Below are 21,865 nucleotides of genomic sequence, written 5' to 3' on the forward strand. Positions count from 1 at the left end.
AATGAAAGAAAAAGTAATGGAAATTTTAAAAGAACTGAGACCGGACGTGGATTTTGAAAGCAGCCAGACACTCATTGATGATGGCATTCTGGATTCCTTCGACCTGGTCTCCCTGATCGGAGAGCTCACAGACGCTTTTGGCGTAGATATTTCTTTTGATGACATTGAACCGGAAAACTTCAACTCCGCCGATCAGATCGCTGCCCTTGTAAAAAGGTTGGAGGATGAGGATTAACGCTTTATGAATATGACCGTAAACTCACTGCCGTTTCTGGTATTTTTTACCCTGACGGCAGTGATCTATTACCTGTTTCCCAGACTGCAATGGGTAGTGCTTCTTCTGGCCAGTCTTGTCTTTTATTCTCTGGCCGGGGCACGTACCTTTCTCTGGCTGATCCTCACCATACTCACCACATATGGTGCCGTGCGCTGGATGGAGACAATGGACGATCAGCTGAAAAAACGCCAGGCCGGAGAACTGAAAGAGGCTTCCCATGAGATCAAAAAAGCAGAAAAAGCCCGTACCAAGAAGAAAAAACGTCATGTGGCCGCTCTTTTTATCATTGTCAACATCGGGATCCTGGCTCTTTTAAAATATGGAAATTTCCTTATTGACAATGCCAACTATGTGCTGGGACTTTTCGGCATCTCCCCGGTAAACCGCCTTGGGCTTGCAGCTCCTCTCGGAATCTCCTACTATACTCTCCAGAGCATCGGCTACGTGCTGGATGTCTATAAAGGAAAATGCAAACCGGAACACAATATCTTAAAAACTGCCCTTTTTGTCTGCTTTTTCCCGCAGATGACGCAAGGTCCGATTGGTCGTTTTCCCGATCTGGCTCCTCAGCTTTTTGCAGTACATAAATTTTCATATGAAAATCTCTCCTTCGGACTCCAGCGTGTCCTCTGGGGTTTTTTCAAAAAATGCGTGATCGCCGACCGGATGAAGCCCTCCGTGGACGCCATTTTCCGCTCTGCCGACTGCAGCGGCATGACGCTTTTCCTCGGCTGTGTCTATATGGCCATCCAGATCTATGCGGATTTCTCCGGCTATATGGATATCGTAGCCGGCTTTTCCGAGGTGCTTGGTATCCATCTGATGGAAAACTTCAAGCGCCCCTTCCTCTCCCGTTCTCTCGGAGAATACTGGAGGCGCTGGCATCTGTCCTTAAGCTTCTGGTTCCGTGATTATCTTTTTTATCCGCTTTCCATCTCCAAACCGGCTGTCCGGTTCGGAAAATGGGGAAAGAAATGCTTCGGTATCCGTATCGGCAAGATTTTTCCTGCCATGTTTGCTCTTTTCATCGTGTGGTTTTCCACCGGTCTCTGGCATGATTCCAGCTGGAAATACATTCTCTGGGGTGTTGCCAACGGTGTGATCCTTATGTCTTCCCTCTTTCTGGAACCTTATTTCCAGAAATGGAAAGCCTTTTTCCACATCCATGAAGAGTCTGGTGCCTGGAGATTTTTCTGTCTGCTCCGCACTTTCTTCCTTGTAGCGGCCCTGAAGGTCTTTCCGGGCTCTCCCACCACCCAGGGAGTATTTGATACCGTCCGCCGGATCTTCACGGATTTCCGTCCTTCCCTGGCCTTTGAGGCCTGGTTCCCGAAGCTGGTGCCTCAGGATCTGATCTTTCTTGCCATCGGTCTCACTGCCATGCTGGCTGTGGACCTGGTACAGGAAAAACAGCCGGTCCGCGCACTCATCGCCAGGCAGAATACGGCGCTTCGCTGGCTTCTCTATCTGGGAGCCCTGGCCGGTATCCTTATCATGGGCACCTTTTCTATTTCCATGACAGGAGGTTTCGCTTATGCACAATTTTAAGAAGATCCTCCCAAGGGTGGCAGTGCTTCTTGCTTTTGTTTTTCTTCTGGAAGCCGGGATCCGCTTCCTCTATGAACCTTATACCCAGTACAGCATCTATGCCCGCCAGGAATACCAGTCTATGAAGGAGGACGTAGACACCCTGTTCTGCGGCACCTCAAAGACCTATTCCGGCTATGATCCGGCAGTCTACGATTCCACTACCGGTGCTGTGAGTTTTAACCTGGGAACAGGCTCTCAGCCGCTTGTGACAACAAAAGAACTTCTGGAGGATGCCTTTCGCGTCAGCCCTATCAAAACCGTTTATCTGGAGGTTTCTTTATCCACCCTGCAAAGGGGACGGAACGATTCTGCCCGTATTGGAGCCAGCGACCGCTTTGTGACACTCTTTGGAAAGCTTTCTTCTATTTTTCATGAGACCAGCTCCGGAGTACAGATCCGGAAATTGCTTTACAGCACCCGTGTCACAGACTATTTTGATTTTTCCGCCGTGGCAGCCAATGTCTCCTACAAGCTTTCCGCGGAAAGCGGACAGGCTCCTGTCATGCCGGACAAGGAACCCCAGTATCTGGGACGTGGTTTTCTTAACAATGACAACGTGTACAGCGGCAAACGCTACACCGATACCAACATCACGATCCATTCCTGGAAGCCCCATATCCACACACAGGAAAACAAAGCTCTTCTGGATGAGATCATCACCCTCTGCCAGGAAAAGGGAGTCGAGATCATTCTGGTATCACCGCCCCTTCCCGAGGTTCTGCTCTCCCATGCCGGAGATATGAACAACATGCATGCCACTTATCAGGCCATTGCCGACAGCCACGGGATTCCTTTCTATGACATGAATTTCTATACCGAAAAAAATACGGTTTTCAACCGGGAGCTTTTCCGTGATATCGTCCATCTGAACCAGAACGGAGCAGAGATCTACACCGGACTCATCGCCGAGATCCACGAGAGCGGTGATGCTTACCCGACGTATTTTACCGAAGAATATATGGGTGAGGTCGCAGAGCCTGCTGCCTGAGACCAGTCTCATCTTCCGGTTCTGCCGATCCGGCTTGCCATAAAAAAGTCCACTGCCTGCTTTTCAAATAGCAGACAATGGACTTTTTTAATCTTATAAAGTCTGAAGCTTCTCCACAACCTTCTCAAAATGCATGCCATGGGAGGCTTTTACAAGGATCGTATCACCGGACTGTACCAGCCTTGGCAAAGTTTCAAGAAGCGCATCCAGCGTCGGAATGGAAAGCACTTCGCCGCAGCCGCCGCCCTCAAAAGCAGCTTCTGCCATATGGCGGCATCGCTCGCCCACACAGATCAAAAGATCAATGGCATTTCTGGAGGCATGAGTGCCGACTCCTGCATGAAGTTCCAGTTCATTTTCTCCCAGCTCAAACATATCGCCCAAAATGGCAACCTTCCGTCCTTCTGCATCCATGAGGATGTCCAGAGATGCCATCATGGCCACAGGACTCGCATTGTAACAGTCATCCACGATCAGCATGCCGTTATGCTCGATCATATGGAAACGGCCGTTCAGAGCCTCTACCTTTTCAATCCCCCGCCGGATCTCTTCCAGAGAAAGACCCAACTCCAGTCCTACAGCGGTTCCTGCCAGGGCATTCATGACCATATGGCGGCCCGGAAGAGGCACATGCACCTCTGTCTCACCTTCCGGTGTATGGATCCTGCAGACCGTGCCCCGAAGGCCTTTGGAGACCAGCTCATCCGCATAGATCTCTCTTCCGGATTCCAGACCGAAGAAAACAGGCGTAATGCCTTTCACCTCATGGAGCGTGGAGAGTTTATCATCGTCTCCATTGAGAACGATTTTCCCATCTTCCGCAATAAAATCAAAGATCTCTGATTTCGCCCGGAGGATGCCGTCCCGGTCATGCAGAAATTCCAGATGACACTGGCCGATATTCGTCATGACACAGATATCCGGTCTTGCGATCTTGCTTAAGCGGTGCATCTCACCGAAATCACTGATCCCCATTTCCAGCACAGCCACCTCATCTTCCTCGGTAAGACGGAAGACCGTAAGCGGCAGTCCCAGTTCATTATTGAAATTTCCAAGTGTCTTTAAAACCTTGTATTTCTCGGAGAGTACTGAGGCGATCATCTCTTTCGTACTGGTCTTTCCCACACTTCCGGTAATGCCAACAACGCGGACAGACAGCTGCTGACGGTAAAATTCCGCGAGGTCCTTGATCGCCTGCAGGGTGGATGCGGTAAGGATATAGTTTCCTTCCGCCTCCGGAAGCTCCTGCTCAGACAGCACGCAGAGTGCACCTTTTTCAAAGACACTGTCCACAAAATCGTGACCGTCCACCCGTTCTCCCCGGATGGCAATGAAAAGACTTCCCGGCTCTGCCTTCCGGCTGTCTGTGGTGATGGAAAGAACCTCTTTGTTCCGGTCCTCTTCTTTTCCGTGATAGATTCCGCCGCAGGCAGCAGCGATGTTGGCAAGGGTCATGTTTTTCATGGGATTTTCCTCCTGCTTTTTTTGCAAATATCTGTTTTTATCGCCTTACTGACGTCTTACGCGTAAAGATACCTCAATGAGTTTTTCACAGAGTTCGCCAAAATCCATACCAAGGACTGCTGCCTCCTGCGGAAGCAGACTGGTAGGTGTCATTCCGGGAAGGGTATTTGCCTCCAGACAATACATGCTGTGATCTTCATTCATCATGAAATCCATCCGTGCATAATTCTCCAGCTGAAGTGCATGGAAAGCCTTCACGGCATACTCCTGCATTTTTGCGGTATCCGTCTCGGAAAGCTCCGCCGGACAGGTCTCAATGGTGCTTCCCGCCTGATATTTATTCTTATAATCATAGAAGCCCTGGATCGGTGCGATCTCAATGATCGGATAAGCGACTCCATCCACAACGCCTACGGAGAACTCACGACCCTTAATATACTGCTCCAGAACCACCACGTCATCGTAGGTGAAGGCTTCCTTTAAAGCTTCTTCATATGCTTCCTGCGTATGAACGATATAAACACCGACGCTGGAACCGCCGCAGCTTGCCTTTACCACACAGGGAAGGGAGAGTCCATACTCCCAGAGCTCTTTCACCGGCTCACCTTTTTTCAGGATCGCGCCTGCCGGAGTCGGAACGCCGCTCTCCAGAAACAGCTTTTTGGAAAGTCCTTTGTCCATGGCGATGGCACTTCCAAGGTATCCGCTTCCAGTATAAATGATACCCAGAAGATCAAAAGCGGCCTGTACCTTTCCGTCCTCTCCGTTCTTTCCGTGAAGTCCAAGGAATACCACGTCTGCAGCCTTGCAAAGCTCCAGAACCTTCGGACCGAAAAACTCCTTTCCGGATGCCTGCATCTCTTTGATCTTCGAATCAAAGCTTCTCATATAAGCAGCTGCGGCATCTACATCGTATTCACCGTCAAAAGCCGTCGCAGGATCCAGGGTCTCATTTCCGCAGTAAACATCCACCAGAATTGCCTGATGACCTCTCTCCCTTAAAGCCTTACAGATTCCGGTTCCAGATACGATAGAAATCTCTCTTTCTGTACTGGTTCCTCCTGCTAAAACTACAATCTTCATAATTTTTTCTGTCCTCCTGATTTTTTAGCAACCGTTCAGAACATCCGCATGCAGATCTGTGGCCTGTTGTTTTGAACTGTTACCTTTTATATGTTTTATACGGATCATGCAGGGGCATATGCGGCTGCCGGTTCCTTTCATACAGACACTCAGCCGGAAGTGAGACACCTCCGGCTGTCATTTCTTGTCTGTCAGTTGATGGTCACCACACCGTCCCCGTTGGAATCATAGCTTCCTGTGCTTTCATCCCAGGTCGTACCGTCCCCGGAAGCTGTCGCATCACCTGTTCCGGTACTGTCTGCCGTACCATCTGTGCTGCCGGATGAAGCATCGGCTGTTCCTGCCAGCTCCGCTTCCACATTCCGTGTCTCTGCCGGCTGTTCATAAGCCTGCGCACCCTGCCCCAGGTTCGTTCCTGCATTATAGCACACAATAGGCGTTCCTGCATCAATATTTTCATAAATGGCCTTTGCGTTGGCCCAGGGTGTGTTGATGCAGCCATGGGAACCGCTGCTCTGATAAAGATTTCCTCCGAAAGAGGATCTCCATTTCGCATCATGGATCCCCACTCCGCCATAGAAGGGCATCCAGAAATCCACCGGCGTCTTATAATCCTCCCCTTTCAGGATCGCATGAGTCTCCTTATAATACAGAGCAAAGATCCCCACCGGAGATCCCATATCCTTGCTGGTATTTCCGGTTACCACCTGCGTGTCTACCAGAAGCTGTCCATCCTTATAGAACCACATGCGCTGATTTGTATAATCAATCTCCACGTACGTATCTCCGACGCCGTTGGCTGTTCTGGCCACTCCCATTTTCAGCCATAACGGCTCTCTCACCATGGATTCACCCTTCAGTAAATATTCCTTCAGCTTGGCCACCTCGGAAGCCTGATCCAGCTGCCAGCCGTAATCACAGCTGTTTACCGTGACCGTCTCTCCCAGAGCTGTCGTAAAGGCCACATCTTTTCCAAAGGTATCGTATTTTTCTGCAAGCCCTGCCACATAGTCCTCGATCTGCTCATCGCTGAAAGAGGCTTCTCCGCTCTCCGATACGGTCATCCAGCTGCGGATCGTCGTGGAATCCAGCACTTCCCGGCTGTCTCCGAACGCATACGTCACAGACATTTTAGAATATTTCACCAGTGTCTGGTAACGGGCTACCAGGTCTTTATTTTCAGAGGTGATCGAAGGCTTCTCGTAGCAGTCTTCCGCTTCCAGATCTACCTCTTTCAGTCCCTGGCCGGCCGCTTCCGAAAGAAGCGTCAGTACTTTTTCTTTATTGAGGCGGTTTCCTTCCACCTCCGGAACCAGTTCATAGCCGGTGCCGTTTTCTTTGATATAAGCATCCTCCGGATCTGTAATACCGGACTCTTGAAAGCACTGGAGCTTATCCATGGCCATCTTCAGAAAATCTGCATCATAAGAAGTTTCCACTGCCATGGCATGATCCTCCGGATGAAAAAATGCATACATCCAGTTGAAGGAATTCTGCTCTTCCTGAAGTTCCTGCACTGCCCCTGTGGATACATAGGAAAAATCAATGGCAGAGCCGTCAATCACCTCTTCCTTTCCACCACGTTCGGCAATGGTGATCTGATAATCGGTGACTGAATCCGCGATCCTTTTTTCCACTTCATCCACCGTCATCCCGGAACAGTCCTCTCCATTGATATAGGAGCCTGGGAAAAACCGGTCCTTATAATATACGCCTACGGCCAGATAAGCCGCGGCCATGATCAGTAAAAAAATACTGACGATCAGAATAAATACACTGGATCTTCTGGATCTCCTTGTTCGTCTGGCTGATCTTGTCATATGCCCTTCTTATACCCCTTTTCTTTGGAATCTTCCCCTCATCTCTTTTATCCCCTACAGATGCCTGCGGATTGCTCCGCCGCAAAGTAACTTCCGCAATTCTACATTTCTCTATTGTAACATGTATCCAAAAAATGTAAATAAGCCTGCAACAAATTTCAGATTTTCTTAAGTAAACAAAAAGCCCGGAAAACCGGGCTTTTTGTTTACTCTTATTTTTCTTCGAGAAGCTTGTCAACGCTGACCAACTTGACGCAGAGGACGAAGATCTCCACTGCCACTGCCAGCTCTTCCGGTGTCGGGTAGGACGGTGCGATACGGATATTGCTGTCCTGCGGATCCTTGCCGTACGGGAAGGTGGCTCCTGCCGGAGTCATGACAAGACCTGCCTCTTTTGCTTTTGCCACAATGGCCTTCGCACAACCAGGGAGCGCATCAAAGGAAATAAAATAACCTCCGCGCGGCTCCATCCAGGAACCGATCTCCAGATCACCAAGCTCTCTCTTCAGACCATTTAATACGGTCTCAAACTTCGGTCTTAAGATATCGGCATGCTTTCTCATGTGGAGCACCATGCCGTGGATATCTTTGAAGAAACGCACATGACGAAGCTGATTCAGCTTGTCGTGACCGATGGTCTGGATGGTCATCTGCTGTTTGATGAAATCAATATTCTTCTTGGATGCGCCGATCGCAGCCACACCGGAGCCAGGAAAGCTTACCTTGGATGTGGAACAGAATTTGAATACCATATCCGGGTTTCCTTCCTGCTTGCAGGCCATAAGGATCTCGATGAGGTTGTCCTGCTTATCTGCATAGAGGTGATGGATACCGTAAGCATTATCCCAGTAGATACGGAAATCTTCTGCAGCCGGTTTCAGTCTTGCAAAGCGAAGCACCGTCTCGTCTGAGTAAGTGATACCCTGCGGGTTGGAATATTTCGGTACACACCAGATACCCTTTACTGCCGGATCATTGTTGACATACTGCTCTACCAGATCCATATCTGGACCGGTTTCCGTCATGGGGATATTGATCATCTTGATGCCAAAATGCTCGGTAATGGCAAAATGACGGTCATATCCCGGAACCGGACAGAGGAATTTTACCTCATCCAGCTTACACCAGGGAGTGCTTCCACACACACCATGGGTCATAGAACGGGCCACTGTATCATACATCACGTTCAGACTGGAGTTACCGTAAATGATGATATTATCCGGGGAAACCTCTGTCATATCTGCCAAGAGTTCTTTTGCTTCCGGAATACCGTCCAGCACACCATAGTTCCGGCAGTCTACACCAACCGAACATTTTAAATCTGTTGTGCTGTTCAGCACGTCCATCATACCCATGGACAGATCCAGCTGAGCTGCAGAAGGCTTACCACGGGACATATCCAGTTTCAGTCCTTTTCCCTTGATCTCCTGGAACTTTGCCTCCAGAAGCTCTTTTTCCTGTAACAGTTCTTCTCTTGACCGGTCTTTATATGCTGTCATTTTCGTCCTCCTCTATCGTTCTTCTGTGTCGTCATGCAAAATACAGTTGTGTGGTTCTCGCGTACTTTCCAGACACTCACTAGGTGCTATTTTAGTACGTTACCGTATTCACGTCAAGGTTTTTGTACCTCTCCAGACGAAATTTCAGCATTTTTTATAATGAGAAGGAACTTTTCCAAAGACATCTGGTCCTTTTTACATATCCGGTCAGAAAACTTTCTCAGATATAATCCTCTACCACGGACAGGCGGTTCTGAGCCGGAAAATACAGAAGGAAGAGTTCCTTTGCACTTCCTCTGTTTGTCAGAGTGAAATACTGATACTCCCCGTTAAAATTCACCTCATACCCTTTTGTGATCTCCATATCCCGGAGCAGTGCGTCTACTTTCCGTTCCACCAGCATATTCCTTCCCCTGTGCCAGGATACTGCTTTCTGGAGCGCTGCCGCATCCTGATAACGAAATACATGGTAACGGACTCCCTTTCCGGCAAAGCTGGAACCTGCCGCTTCATTATAGATCTCCCATTCTGCAGTAGGAAGAGTGATCCCCCACTCTTCACGGATCCCCCTGATATACGTTTCCTTCGGGCTGTATGCCTCAGAAAGTACTGCCATTGCCAGTATCAGGATCACACAGACTCTCAGCATAAAAATTCTTCGTCCCCTTATTATCATCATAACGCACGCCCCCTTTCCGTGGCTTTCCTGTTCCATCATTATCATAAAAGATTTCCCACACAAAAATCCGCACCGGCGTGTAAACAAGCTGTAAACAAAATCTTAGCTTTTTCCAAAGTGTATTCTTTTCGTCAAAATGCACGCAGACGGTGGCTTTTTCCACAAATATGTATTATAATGGCGCAGGGGGAAATACATTTTTCATTTCTTTTACAAAATAGAAAAGAGAGGGTATCTGTTATGTTCAAGCAACATTCCAAAGTGTGGGCTGCTGTCTGTGAGTACGGCCTTATCACCATCGCGACTCTGATCATGGTGGTCGGTATTTATGTTTTCAAATTTCCAAACAACTTTTCCTTTGGCGGTGTTTCCGGTATGGCCGTTCTTCTCGCCAAACTGACTTCCATCACCGCCGGAGACTGGACGTTTCTTCTGAATATGGTGCTTCTGGTGCTGGGCTTTTTCTTCCTTGGAAGATCCTTCGGTATCAAGACGGTCTACGTCAGTGTCCTTATGTCCGTGGCGTTAAGCGGTATGGAAAAACTCTTTCCCATGACGCATCCGCTGACCACACAGCCGGTCCTGGAGCTGATCTTTGCCATCTTTCTTCCGTCTCTGAGTGCTGCCATTCTTTTTAATATCGGTGCTTCCGGCGGCGGTACGGATATCCTGGCCATGATCCTGAAAAAATATACCAGCTTCAATATCGGTTCTGCCCTGTTTGTGGTAGATCTTCTGATCACTGTGGCAGCCTGCTTCGTCTTTGATCCCACCACCGGACTTTTCTCCTTTACCGGCCTTATGGCAAAATCCCTTGTCATCGACGGTGTCATCGAGAATATCAACCTTTGCAAATACTTCACGATCGTCTGCGACGAACCGGATCCCATCTGCGATTTCATCCATGATGAACTGAAACGGAGTGCCACCATTTTTAAGGGTGAGGGAACCTACACGCACCAGCAGAAATTCATCATTCTGACGGTTATGAAGAGAAGCCAGGCCGTCCAGCTTCGAAATTTCTTAAAGCAAAACGAACCGGGTGCATTCATGATGATCACCAACAGCAGCGAGATCATCGGAAAAGGCTTCCGCGGTTTCAACTGAAAAAAAGAACAGCATTTCCGTTCAGAACGGATCTGCTGTTCTTTTTTACGTGGTCAGATTGTTTTTGATTTTCCCCAGAAGGAACAGAAGCTGTTCCACCTCTTCTTCGGTCATTCCTTTTACAAGAAATGTTTCCGTCTCATGAATGTGGTCCCGGACCTTATAGTAAAGCTTCTCTCCCTTTTCCGTGAGAAGAATCTTCTTCAGTCTGGCGTCCGTCGGGACAGAAACCCGAAGAATATAGCCCTTCTTCTCCATGATCTGAAGGATTCCCGTCACCGTTGAACGAGTCACATTAAAATCCCGTTCCAGATCCCGCTGGCAGATTTCTTCTCCCTTATGCTCATGAAGATAACGGACGACCCAGATCTGCACCGGACTCACATCTGCCATGTTCCGCTGACGCTTCTCTTCATCGATCTTTCTTCCGATCATATTGCTGAGGACATGGATTTCATGACCCACTTCTTTTTTTCTCCCCATGAAATCACCCTCCCTGTCTGTTTGGTCACAAACAATATAATGCGGAACCGGAAGAATGTCAAGCCTTTTTTGGCTGAAGATCGGCACTTCCAAAACCAAGAGGTAAAAGCTCCTTCAAAGTATAGATCTCATATTTTTCCGGAGTCCCCAGAAAAATCTCAAAGGTTTCCGGATCACAGAATTCCATCATCACCTGACGGCAGATGCCGCACGGGGCACAGACGGCACAGTCCGGTCCTTTTATGGCTTCCGGGCCGCCCATAATGGCGATCGCCTGAAACTCCCGCTCTCCTTCATAGACAGCCTTGAAAAATGCCGTCCGCTCTGCGCACACGCTGGGGCTGTAGGCTGCATTCTCGATGTTGCAGCCCTGATAGACCTTTCCTGCTTTCGTGAGAAGAGCCGCTCCCACATGAAAATGAGAATAAGGTGTATAAGCATGCTCCCTGGCCTCCATGGCGCCTTTGAGAAGCTCCACTGCCTCTTCCGAACGAAGTTTTGATTTTTCTCTCTCCATAAGTGATCCTCATCTTTCTCTTTAATCGGTTTCCTGCCGGTTGAAGAAGCCTTCCTGTCCAAGCTCTCCGACTTTTCCGGAACGGTTTTTGAACTGAAGCTCCGGATTTTTGATGCTGACTCTCATGTTCGCCGGCACAGAAGAGGTGATAAAAGCGTTACTTCCGATGACGGCTCCCTGACCGATCACAGTCTCACCCCCCAGGATCGAGGCTCCGGAGTAAACCGTTACATTATCCTCCAGAGTCGGATGACGTCTGGCATGGCGGAGACTCTGACCGCCTCTTGTGGAAAGCGCTCCTAGGGTTACGCCTTGATAGATTTTTACGTTTTTTCCGATCCTTGTGGTCTCACCTACAACTACACCGGTTCCATGGTCGATAAAGAAGTATTCTCCGATGGTGGCACCCGGATGGATATCAATACCGGTAAGGCTGTGCGCATACTCTGTCATCATACGGGGAATCAGAGGAACTCCCATAAGATAGAGTTCATGCGCCAGACGGTTGACAAAGATAGCGTAAAGCCCCGGATAGGAAAGAATGATCTCATCCGTATTATAAGCTGCCGGGTCACCGTCATAGCCCGCCTGCACATCTGTCATCAGGATTTCACGTACTGCCGGGATCCTTGCCAGAAAGCGTTCCACGATGACCGTTGCCTCCAAAAGAGCTGCTTCCTTGTTTTCCGGTGCATTTTCTTCCCGGTGCTGCAAAGCCCGGATGGTTTGTTTGATCAGATTGTAATGAATGTCCTCAAGAACTTCTCCCACATGATAGGAGAGCGAATTCTGCTTTAAATTCCGCGTCTCAAAATATCCCGGAAAAATGATCTTCCGGAGATTCTCCAGAATATCCAGAACGATGGCACGGTTGATACGGTTGGAAGAATCGATATTCCGGATCAGCGGATATTTGTCATAGCTGTCCAGTATCCCTTCCACAAGACTGTTTAGGGAATGATCTAAAATTTCCTCGGTCATAGAGCTTACTCCTTTTCTTTCTGCTTAATCCCCACCCATTGCTTATTGCTTTTGCATCTTTAAAAGGTCAATGTTCCAAGTCCAAAAGCCTCATCGTGCAGGCACGAGCGGCTTTTTGAACTTTTGACTTCAACTGATACCTGCGAATTGCTCCGCTGCAAAGCAGCTCCCGCAATTCTACAAACATTCAAAATCCGCTGATTTACTGCGTAAATCGCTGCTTTTTCATGTTTGGCGGGTCCCAAGTTCAAAAGCCTTATCATGCAAGCATGAGCGGCTTTTTGAACTTTTGACCCTGGTATCATCATTATATGAAAAACCATGCGACTTATCAACTCTTTTCTGCGGTGAAGGAAAAAAGCCATCTTCCGATCATCGAAAAATGGCTTACATACAGGAAATTTCAGATTTTAAAGCGGTAACCGACTCCCCAGATCGTCTCAATATACTGTGGTTTTGCGGTGTTCTGCTCGATCTTCTCACGAATCTTCTTGATATGTACCGTAACAGTAGCGATATCACCGACGGATTCCATGTCCCAGATCTCACGGAAGAGCTCTTCTTTGGTAAAAACATGATTGGGATTCTCGGCCAGGAACGTCAGAAGATCAAACTCCTTGGTGGTGAAGTTTCTCTCCTCACCGTTCACCCAGACCCGCCGGGCGGTCTTGTCGATCTTGATCCCCCGGATCTCAATGATGTCGTTTTTCTGCGCATTGCTTCCTACCAGCCGGTCATACCGGGCCATATGGGCTTTCACCCGGGCTACCAGTTCACTGGGGCTGAAGGGCTTCGTCATATAATCATCGGCGCCAAGCCCAAGGCCCCGGATCTTGTCTATGTCGTCTTTCTTCGCTGAAACCATGATAATAGGCGTGTTCTTATGGTTCCGTATCTCCTTGCAGATCTCAAAACCATCCATCTCCGGCAGCATCAGATCCAGGATAAACAGGTCGTACTCGGACTCCAGCGCCCTCTTCAGACCGACATCTCCCCGGGTCTCGGTCTCCACTTCAAAACCGCTCAGCTCCAGATAATCTTTCTCCAGATCCGCGATCGCTTCTTCATCTTCTATGATCAGTATTTTACTCATTGATAGGTACCTCCTGATATTTTCTAAGTACAAAATACATTACCGTCCCGGCTCCAAGCTTGCTGTTGGCCCAGATTTTTCCACCGTGATCCTCGATGATTTTTTTTACGATGGAAAGGCCGATACCGCTTCCCCCCTTGGAAGAATTCCGGGAAGAATCCGTCCGGTAAAAACGGTCAAAAATATTCGGCAGATCCTTGGCCGCAATGCCTTTTCCATTGTCCTCGATCTCTACCTGGATAAAATCACCCACGTCCCGCACACGGATACTCAGATAACCCTTGGGTTTATCCAGATATTTGATGGAATTGCCGATGATGTTATTGATGACACGCTTGATCTGCTCTGCATCCGCAATGACCAGCGTGTCCTTGTCTACATAATTAAAATAGGAAAGCTCGATATTCTTTGACTCCAGCTCCAGCCCGACATCCTCCACACAGTCATCAAAGTAGTCGGATACATTGATCTTGCTGAAATTATAGGGGATGCGGTTCGTGTCGATCTTGGAATAGAAGGTCAGCTCGTTGATGAGCCGGTCCATATCATTGGCTTTATTATAGACCGTCCGGATGTATTTGTCCATTTTCTCCGGCGTGTCAGCCACACCGTCCATGATCCCTTCCATATAACCTTTGATGGCTGTGATCGGCGTTTTCAGGTCATGGGAAATATTACTGATGAGCTCTTTGTTTTCTTTATCATAGGCTTCTTTCTCTGTGTTGGAATCCCGCAGACGCTGGCGCATCTCCTCAAAATCCCGACAAAGCTCACTGAACTCGTCCTTGCCATCCACCTTCAGCTCAAAGTCCAGATCTCCGTCCTTAATATGCCGTGTGGCTTCCCGGAGCTTCTGCAGCGGCGTATTGATCCCACGATAGATCCAGGCCGACAGACAGGCTCCCGTCAGTACCAGGATCACCAGAACGGCAAAGACCATATCCCATACCAGTCTTCGAAGCTCCGGCATGGTATTGCTCACGGAAGAAATGATGAAGGCACTTCCCTTGTCTCCGTCAGAAAAAACCAGATCCACCTGTTTTACATAAGCCTGTACATCCTGTGCGATGTAGGTTCCATCGGCCTTGTAAACGGAGGCGCCGTAGGAAGGAAGCTCCCTAAACAGCCTCAGATTGCTTTCCGCGCTTCCGCAATAATAAAGACTCTTATCTTTCCTCACGATCAGATAGGAAGATTTGTCTTCCAGCTCCTGATTCAGCGTCTCCAGATAAGATTGATCCAGATAGGCATCCGGATCTTCTTCTGCCTTGATGGACATTTGATCAAAAACATCCTCTGTGGCCTCATTGAGTACCTGCAGGGTATTTGCCAGATTTTCATAACTGATATCCGTGATCCCCAGCTTGGTTTTCAGTGCATTCACCTGTACGTAACTGAAGCCGGCAAAAGCGATCACTGCCAGCATCAGCGGAACACAGGCAATCACAAAAAAAGCGGTGATCAGTCTTGTCTTCAGCTTCATTTTTCTGCCCCTTTCCAGTCTGCTATTCTCTTTGTTCATTTTAGCATACCTCTGCCTGTATTTCACCTAAACAAAAAGGATGAATTATGAAATTTTTATAAAACAAAGCCCCCTCTGTTCCACTTTTTAGCAAAAACAGAGAGGGCGATCATTCTTTTGTCTTACAGATATTTTTTCAGATCATCAACCTTGTCCAGTTTCTCCCAGGGCAGGTCCAGATCATGACGGCCAAAGTGACCATATGCTGCAGTCTGATGATAGATCGGACGGCGAAGATCAAGCATCTTGATGATTCCGGCCGGACGCAGATCAAAGTTCTCACGAACGATGTCGGTGAGACGCTCGTCGGAAAGTTTACCGGTACCAAAGGTGTCTACCATGATGGAAGTCGGACGGGCAACTCCGATGGCATAAGACAGCTGAATCTCACACTTGTCAGCCAGGCCTGCGGCAACGATGTTCTTTGCCACATAACGGGCTGCGTAAGCTGCGGAACGGTCAACCTTGGTGCAGTCTTTTCCGGAGAAAGCGCCGCCGCCGTGACGGGCATATCCGCCGTAGGTGTCTACGATGATCTTTCTTCCGGTCAGTCCGCTGTCACCGTGCGGTCCGCCGATCACGAAACGACCGGTCGGATTGATATAGAATTTTGTATTCTCATCCACCATCTCTTTGGGAAGGATCGGATCAAAGACATATTTTCTGATGTCCTCGTGGATCTGCTCCTGTGTCACATCCGGGTCATGCTGTGTGGAAAGTACCACTGCATCCAGACGGACCGCTTTGTCATTCTCATCGTACTCTACGGTAACCTGGCTCTTTCCATCCGGACGGAGGTAGCTCAGAGTTCCGTCTTTCCGGACCTTGGTCAGCTGACGGGTCAGTTTATGAGCCAGCATAATGGGGTACGGCATATACTCCTCTGTCTCATTCGTTGCATAACCAAACATCATACCCTGGTCGCCTGCACCGATGGCTTCGATCTCTTCGTCGCTCATCCGATTCTCTTTTGCTTCCAGCGCCTTATCAACGCCCATAGCGATATCCGCGGACTGCTCATCAATGGCAGTGATCACACCACAGGTATCTGCATCAAAACCGTATTTTCCTCTGGTATAACCGATCTCGCGAACGGTATCACGAACGATCTTCTGAATATCAACATAAGCTTTGGTGGTGATCTCACCCATTACCAGAACCAGACCGGTAGTGGTTGCAGTCTCGCAGGCTACACGGCTCATGGGATCCTGCTCCAGAAGAGCATCCAGGATCGCATCGGAAATAGCATCGCACATTTTATCCGGATGTCCTTCAGTTACGGACTCGGATGTAAATAATCTTTTTTCCATCTTAACCTCCTTGGAAAAATGTTTGTTTATATTTTCTCTTCTGTCCTGTTTTTGCTTCTATCATGAACTTCTACAGCAAAAAAATGGTCCGCATAAGCGGACCACCTCATCTATGACAGGTTAATCCTCTTATTGTTCGATATTACTCGCTCAGGTTGGCACCTTCCTTCGAGGGGTTGCCGTGACTTCACAGATCCTATGTATCTCCATCACTCTGAATAAGAGAAAATATAAAGGTTTCTTCAGTTGTTTTGTCTCTTGCGTCTATTACCATACACCATTTCTGACCGGCAGTCAAGAAATATTTACGGTGACTGTTCATTTATATTTCCGGTCGAGAGTAAATCCCCGTCCACGGACTTCACTGATGTTCGAAATGCTGATAAATGCTCTGGGATCGATGCTCTGGATCGCCAGATTCGCCCCGTAAAGCTTCCGTGCTGTGGTCACGCAGAGGACTGCCATCTGCTCTTTGCGCAGATATCCGGTCTCCACATGAACGAGCGTCACGCCAAGATCCATATCCAGCAACAGTTCTTTCCGGATCTCTTCATATTTATCAGAGATGACAAGAAGCTGTACCTTCCGTGCCCCCATTACCGTCACATAATTGACCATCATGGAGGAAAGAAATACATTCAGGATTCCATAGAGTACCTGATCACTGGTGGAAAAGAAGGCCTGCATAATCAGTACACTGAAATCGCAGATATAAAGAGTAATGCCAACCGGGATCCCGAATTTTTTCTGAAGGATCAGCGGCGGGATATCCAGCCCTCCTGTAGAGGCACCCTGACGTACCACAAGACCGATCCCAAGCCCGATAAAAACACCTCCGTAGATGTCAGCCAGCAGAAGATTGTCTGTCAGATGCATAAGCCCGGGGACCCGCTCCAGTATATTCAGACATAAAGGATAGAAAAAAGTGCTCAGAATAATGGACATGGCAAAAGCCTTTCCCATAAAAAACAGGCCCAGAAAAAACAAGATACAGTTTAACACCCAGACCGCATAACTCAGACTGATCCCTGTAAATTTATGAATGGTCAGTCCGATACCAGTGGCTCCGCCCATAATGATCCCGTTTGGCAGCATAAAGCAGTTTACACCAAAGGCCAGGATAAAATTTCCCAGAAGGATCATGAAGAGCTTTTTCATCAACATTCGGTTCATTTTTTTCTCTCCTTTTTTTCGTTACTCCCGATTATATGTTATTTTTCAGACCTTTGCAAACGACTGCAATAACGCGTTTTTGCGTTTTTGCAGTATTGTTCTACCTTATTAAAGTGCTTTCCCGGTTGCTTTTTCCGTGCACATCCCGTATACTGAAATCATAAAATGATGATGCTAGGGTCAAAAAGCCGTTCATGCTTGCATGATAAGGCTTTTGAACCTGGGACCCGCCAAGCATTCGAAATCCGCTGATTTACAACAAGGAGGAAAACCATGGATGTCCATGAGATCAGTATGAACTGTAAAAGAACAGAATTTGTCGGTACAGCGGTACTGGATACCATTGGTTTATGTATTGCCGGTGTGGACGATACTCTTTTGCAAACCATGGATATCGGAACCCGGTATCATGCCCTGGGTCTTTTCAGTTCCCGTACCGGTGCAGCCGGCCAGCTTACCGCCATGGATGAAGCGGTAAAATCGACCGGAACAGAAATCCTCTCCATTGATTTTCCAAGAGACACCAAGGGCTGGGGCGGACACGGAAACTACATGGTCATTGGAGGAGACAGTGTCTCCGATGTGCGGGATGCCATCCGGATCGCTCTGGAGCTTACCAATAAATATGCCGGAGAGCTTTATATCAGTGAAGCCGGCCACCTGGAATTTGCCTATTCAGCCAGTGCCGGAAGGGTTCTGGAAAAAGCTTTTCAGGCGAAACGCGGACAGGCTTTCGGCTTTATGGCCGGCTCTCCTGCCGCCATTGGTCTTGTCATGGCCGATACGGCACTGAAGGCGGCTGATGTCCGGATCGCCCGTTACATGACCCCCAGTCTTGGCACCAGTCATTCCAATGAAGTGATCCTGGCCCTTTCCGGCAGTGCAGATGCCGCAAAAGAAGCGGTCCTTTCTGCCCGTCAGATCGGTCTGGAGCTTCTCATCGCCATGGGCAGCTATCCTGAGATCCCGGGAACCCCTTATCTGTGATTTCTGTTCCTGCTTTTCTATCTGAGATGATGACGGCAAAAGCTCTTTTGCCCCGATCGGTTATGAGGAATTTTTATGAAAAAAATACAGCGTTCTCTCTTTCTTATATTCCTTCTCCTGCTTCTGGCCGGAGGAGGCCTTTATTTTTCCATACAAAATGCAAAACAGACTCCGATCTCTGTGCAGGAGATCCATCTCAATACTCTGGTCACGGTAACTCTTTATGGCACAGACCGGACAGAGCTTCTGGCCGGAGCCATGCAGCTCTGTGACCATTATGAGAAGCTTTTCAGCCGTACACTTCCGGAAAGCGAGATCTACCGGCTGAATCACGGCGAGATTTCAGAGGTCTCTTCCGAGACTGCAGACCTCATCCGGACAGGACTTTCCTACGGCGAGCTTTCTGACGGCGCTTTTGATATCTCCATTGAGCCCGTTTCTTCCCTCTGGGATTTTACCTCCGGAAGCGGCCGGATTCCTGGACAGAAGGAGCTTGACGCAGCCATAGCCCTTGTAGATTACCGCAAAGTCCATGTAGACGGTCAGACAGTCACCTTCGATACACCGGGGATGGGACTGGATCTTGGCGCCATCGCCAAAGGGTATATTGCCGACCGTATTAAGGATTATCTGAAAAAAGAAGGCGTCCGGCACGCGCTCATCAATCTTGGCGGAAACGTACTCTGCCTCGGTTCCAGACCGGACGGAACGGATTTCCGGATCGGGGTACAGAAGCCCTTCGGAGAAACTACGGAAACTCTCACCATCTGTCCCATCCGCGACCAGTCTCTGGTCTCCTCCGGCACTTATGAACGTTTTTTCCGTAAAGACGGTCATCTCTATCATCATATTTTAAATCCCAGGACCGGTTATCCCTATGACAACGGTCTCACCGCTGTCACCATCCGTTCTGACAGTTCACTCACCGGAGATGCCTTAAGCACCACCGTTTTCGCCCTGGGGGAAGAAAAAGGCCTGGAGCTTTTGAACCGCCTCCCCGACGTGGAAGGTTTCATGGTACGGGAGGATCTTTCGATCCATCCATCAAAAAATTTTTCATAACAAAAAAAGGAGCTTCTGCCGCACCCGGCGGTAAAGCTCCTCTTTTTTCATCCAACTCTTAATTTAAATTTCTGAATCTCTTTCTCGGAAGAAACTCTCTCGATCTCAGCTCCGAGGCTTCTCAGCTTCTCTTCGAAGCACTCATATCCTCTCTGAATATAAACAATATCATCGACAACCGTGATTCCTTCTGCTGCCAGTCCTGCGATCACAAGAGCTGCTCCTGCTCTGAGATCCGGTGCGCTGACACGGGCTCCGGTAAATTTCTCCACACCAGTGATGATGGCACTGTTTCCTTCCACCTTCACATTGGCTCCCATGCGGGTAAGCTCATCAATATATTTGAAACGGTTTTCAAAGATACTCTCTGTTACAATACTGGTTCCTGCAGCAAGTGCCAGTGTCACGCCGATCTGCGGCTGCATGTCTGTCGGATAGCCGGGATACGGCTGCGTCTTCACATGGGTATTTCTGAGACGCTTGGATGCAACCACGCGAACCGCATCATCAAACTCTTCCACCTCGCAGCCGATCTCTTCCAGCTTCGCGGTTGTCGCTTCCAGATGCTTCGGGATCACATTTTTCACCATAATGTCACCCTTGGTAGCTGCTGCCGCAAACATGAATGTTCCTGCCTCGATCTGATCCGGAATGATGGAATATTCCGTGCGGTGAAGCTTCTCCACACCACGGATACGGATCACATCGGTACCTGCACCCTTAATGTTCGCTCCCATGCTGTTCAGGAAGTTTGCCACATCAACCACATGCGGCTCACGCGCAGAGTTCTCAATGATGGTATACCCCTCTGCCATAGAAGCTGCCATCATGATGTTAATGGTCGCTCCTACCGATACGGTATCCAGGAAAATATGGCTTCCTCTCAGCCGTTCTGCCTTGGCAACAATGGCTCCGTGGCGGATCTCCACCTCAGCCCCCAGAGACTTAAAGCCCTTCAGATGAAGGTCGATGGGACGGCTTCCGATGTTGCAGCCGCCTGGAAGGGGAACTTCTGCTCTTTTGTACTTTCCAAGCAGGGCTCCCAGAAGATAATAGGAAGCTCTGATCTTTTTGATATACTCATAATCAACACTGCAATCACCGATCAGAGAACCGTTGATCGCAACTTTGTGACGATCCAGCCTTTCCACTTTCGCACCGATTCCGGCGATAGCTTCCAGTAATACGTTGATGTCCTGAACATCCGGAAGATTATCGATCACAACTGTCTCATCTGTCATGATCGCTGCTGCCAGGATACCCAGTGCTGCATTTTTCGCACCACCGATCTCCACTTCACCAACCAACGGGTTGCCACCTTTAATTATATATTGATCCATAAAGACACCTCAAATATTCTTTATACTATTCAGAGTCAGGCAGATCCTCCCTGCCATTTACCGATAAAAGCCACCGCATGTAAAGAAAGCTTCTTCCTGTGTTTTCAGGACTCCTCTTCTCATCTTCGGTGGCACCCTTATCTCTGCTTACGCATTGAAACTAATGCTTATTATAGTCTTTTTCACCCTGTTTGTAAACAAAAATTAAGATTTCGTTGATTTTCGCTTGAAATCATAATATTTTCTTAAATTTTTGAGCCGCTTTTTGTGCATATCTTCCTGTTTTGAAACGACCAGCCCGCAATTTTATAGGCATATTATACTTATTGTTTGTCTTATCAAGAAATCTGTTAAGTTTTTAAATAATCAGATATCACACCTCTTTCAAGGCCTGTACCACCAGTTCCACCGTTTCCCGGATTCCTGCTTTTTCTTCATCCACTGTCAGATGCGCATATTTTTCATAAAGCGGGGTACGCTCTTCATAAAGGCTTTTCAGGGTCTGCCCTTCCTTCAGCACCACTCCTCTGTCCTTTAAGTTTCCAAGACGCCGGACCAGACTGGCATAAGGAAGCTTCAGATAGACGACCGTTCCGATCCTGCTTAAATGCTCCATTGCTTCTTTTCCATAGACAACGCTGCCGCCGGTGGCGATCACACTATGTTCCGGCTCCAATTCGCTGTTGATCTTATTTTCTACCGCCAGAAAGCCATCGATTCCTTTTTCTGAAATAATCTCATGTAAAAGTTTTCCTTCTGCCTCCTGGATTACCAGATCCGAATCAATAAAACGGTACCCGAGCACCTTTGCCAGAACTACACCAACGGTACTTTTGCCGGATCCCGGCATTCCAATAAGAACGACATTTTTCATAAAGATCTCCTCCTGA

General features: G+C 48.4%; 20 protein-coding genes and 1 riboswitch. Of the genes, 6 read left to right on the forward strand and 14 right to left on the reverse strand.

Annotated features, from left to right (window positions below; all coding sequences use genetic code 11):
* Position 1: 1 nt before the first annotated feature.
* From DXA57_RS14525 to DXA57_RS14535, 3 genes are read left to right on the forward strand one after another with little or no spacing between them, the layout of a single operon-like run.
* Complete coding sequence (locus DXA57_RS14525; RefSeq protein ID WP_117767999.1) at positions 2-235, forward strand: phosphopantetheine-binding protein; 234 nt, start codon at positions 2-4, stop codon at positions 233-235.
* A 6-nt stretch (positions 236-241) separates the two neighbouring features.
* Positions 242-1,825 carry an MBOAT family O-acyltransferase gene (locus DXA57_RS14530; protein ID WP_117768000.1) on the forward strand — a complete coding sequence of 528 codons (1,584 nt, stop codon included), beginning with the start codon at positions 242-244 and terminating at the stop codon, positions 1,823-1,825.
* Positions 1,812-2,855: an SGNH/GDSL hydrolase family protein gene (locus DXA57_RS14535; RefSeq protein WP_117768001.1), complete on the forward strand. Its 1,044-nt coding sequence runs from the start codon at positions 1,812-1,814 to the stop codon at positions 2,853-2,855. The genes DXA57_RS14530 and DXA57_RS14535 overlap by 14 nt, the downstream gene beginning before the upstream one ends.
* A gap of 93 nt (positions 2,856-2,948) precedes the next feature.
* On the opposite strand, the gene DXA57_RS14540 is transcribed toward DXA57_RS14535, so the two are convergent.
* The 5 genes from DXA57_RS14540 to DXA57_RS14560 form a co-directional block, all read right to left on the reverse strand.
* Positions 2,949-4,319, reverse strand: a complete 1,371-nt coding sequence (locus DXA57_RS14540; RefSeq protein ID WP_117768002.1) for a UDP-N-acetylmuramoyl-tripeptide--D-alanyl-D-alanine ligase — start codon at positions 4,317-4,319, stop codon at positions 2,949-2,951.
* A gap of 45 nt (positions 4,320-4,364) precedes the next feature.
* Positions 4,365-5,402, reverse strand: a complete 1,038-nt coding sequence (locus tag DXA57_RS14545; protein ID WP_117768003.1) for a D-alanine--D-alanine ligase family protein — start codon at positions 5,400-5,402, stop codon at positions 4,365-4,367.
* Between the two features lie 191 nt (positions 5,403-5,593).
* The gene (locus tag DXA57_RS14550; protein WP_117768004.1) at positions 5,594-7,222 is read right to left on the reverse strand and encodes a L,D-transpeptidase family protein; all 1,629 of its coding nucleotides are present in this window, start codon (positions 7,220-7,222) and stop codon (positions 5,594-5,596) included.
* Positions 7,223-7,434: 212 nt separating this feature from the next.
* On the reverse strand, positions 7,435-8,721 hold the full coding sequence (locus tag DXA57_RS14555; RefSeq protein WP_117768005.1) for an aminotransferase: 1,287 nt from the start codon (positions 8,719-8,721) through the stop codon (positions 7,435-7,437).
* Positions 8,722-8,941: 220 nt separating this feature from the next.
* On the reverse strand, positions 8,942-9,400 hold the full coding sequence (locus DXA57_RS14560; RefSeq protein ID WP_147345707.1) for a hypothetical protein: 459 nt from the start codon (positions 9,398-9,400) through the stop codon (positions 8,942-8,944).
* A gap of 240 nt (positions 9,401-9,640) precedes the next feature.
* Here DXA57_RS14560 and DXA57_RS14565 point away from each other — a divergent pair, with 240 nt between their 5' ends.
* Entirely contained in the window at positions 9,641-10,507 is an 867-nt protein-coding gene (locus DXA57_RS14565; protein WP_117768007.1) for a YitT family protein, read from the forward strand.
* A gap of 45 nt (positions 10,508-10,552) precedes the next feature.
* Here DXA57_RS14565 and DXA57_RS14570 read toward each other — a convergent pair whose 3' ends face one another.
* From DXA57_RS14570 to DXA57_RS14605, 7 genes are all read right to left on the reverse strand, one after another.
* Positions 10,553-10,990: a MarR family winged helix-turn-helix transcriptional regulator gene (locus DXA57_RS14570; RefSeq protein ID WP_117768008.1), complete on the reverse strand. Its 438-nt coding sequence runs from the start codon at positions 10,988-10,990 to the stop codon at positions 10,553-10,555.
* Between the two features lie 58 nt (positions 10,991-11,048).
* A complete protein-coding gene (locus DXA57_RS14575) occupies positions 11,049-11,507 on the reverse strand; it encodes a cytidine deaminase (protein ID WP_117768009.1) in 459 nt (152 codons plus the stop codon).
* A 21-nt stretch (positions 11,508-11,528) separates the two neighbouring features.
* Positions 11,529-12,488, reverse strand: a complete 960-nt coding sequence (epsC, locus tag DXA57_RS14580; protein WP_117768010.1) for a serine O-acetyltransferase EpsC — start codon at positions 12,486-12,488, stop codon at positions 11,529-11,531.
* A 403-nt stretch (positions 12,489-12,891) separates the two neighbouring features.
* Entirely contained in the window at positions 12,892-13,581 is a 690-nt protein-coding gene (locus DXA57_RS14590; protein WP_117768012.1) for a response regulator transcription factor, read from the reverse strand.
* Positions 13,574-15,064, reverse strand: coding sequence for a sensor histidine kinase (locus DXA57_RS14595; RefSeq protein WP_117768027.1), 1,491 nt, complete (start codon positions 15,062-15,064; stop codon positions 13,574-13,576). Before DXA57_RS14595 ends, DXA57_RS14590 begins: the two co-directional genes overlap by 8 nt.
* Positions 15,065-15,225: 161 nt before the next feature.
* Entirely contained in the window at positions 15,226-16,413 is a 1,188-nt protein-coding gene (metK, locus tag DXA57_RS14600; RefSeq protein WP_117768013.1) for a methionine adenosyltransferase, read from the reverse strand.
* A 126-nt stretch (positions 16,414-16,539) separates the two neighbouring features.
* A riboswitch (SAM riboswitch) is annotated at positions 16,540-16,638 on the reverse strand.
* Between the two features lie 93 nt (positions 16,639-16,731).
* Positions 16,732-17,586 (reverse strand): YitT family protein, encoded by an 855-nt coding sequence (locus tag DXA57_RS14605; protein ID WP_117768014.1) that lies wholly within the window; start codon positions 17,584-17,586, stop codon positions 16,732-16,734.
* 273 nt (positions 17,587-17,859) lie between these two features.
* On the opposite strand from DXA57_RS14605, the gene pduB reads away from it, so the two are divergent.
* Both pduB and DXA57_RS14615 read left to right on the forward strand, forming a co-directional pair.
* Entirely contained in the window at positions 17,860-18,573 is a 714-nt protein-coding gene (gene pduB / locus DXA57_RS14610) for a microcompartment protein PduB (RefSeq protein ID WP_117768015.1), read from the forward strand.
* Positions 18,574-18,648: 75 nt separating this feature from the next.
* Complete coding sequence (locus DXA57_RS14615) at positions 18,649-19,635, forward strand: FAD:protein FMN transferase (protein WP_117768016.1); 987 nt, start codon at positions 18,649-18,651, stop codon at positions 19,633-19,635.
* Between the two features lie 47 nt (positions 19,636-19,682).
* Here the strand turns inward: DXA57_RS14615 and DXA57_RS14620 are convergent, their stop codons facing one another.
* On the reverse strand, positions 19,683-20,975 hold the full coding sequence (locus tag DXA57_RS14620; RefSeq protein WP_117768017.1) for a UDP-N-acetylglucosamine 1-carboxyvinyltransferase: 1,293 nt from the start codon (positions 20,973-20,975) through the stop codon (positions 19,683-19,685).
* Between the two features lie 373 nt (positions 20,976-21,348).
* Positions 21,349-21,849 carry a shikimate kinase gene (locus tag DXA57_RS14625; RefSeq protein WP_117768018.1) on the reverse strand — a complete coding sequence of 167 codons (501 nt, stop codon included), beginning with the start codon at positions 21,847-21,849 and terminating at the stop codon, positions 21,349-21,351.
* Between the last annotated feature and the right edge of the window lie 16 nt (positions 21,850-21,865).

It is taken from the genome of Blautia sp. OF03-15BH, assembly GCF_003463065.1.
Classification (GTDB): domain Bacteria; phylum Bacillota; class Clostridia; order Lachnospirales; family Lachnospiraceae; genus Limivivens.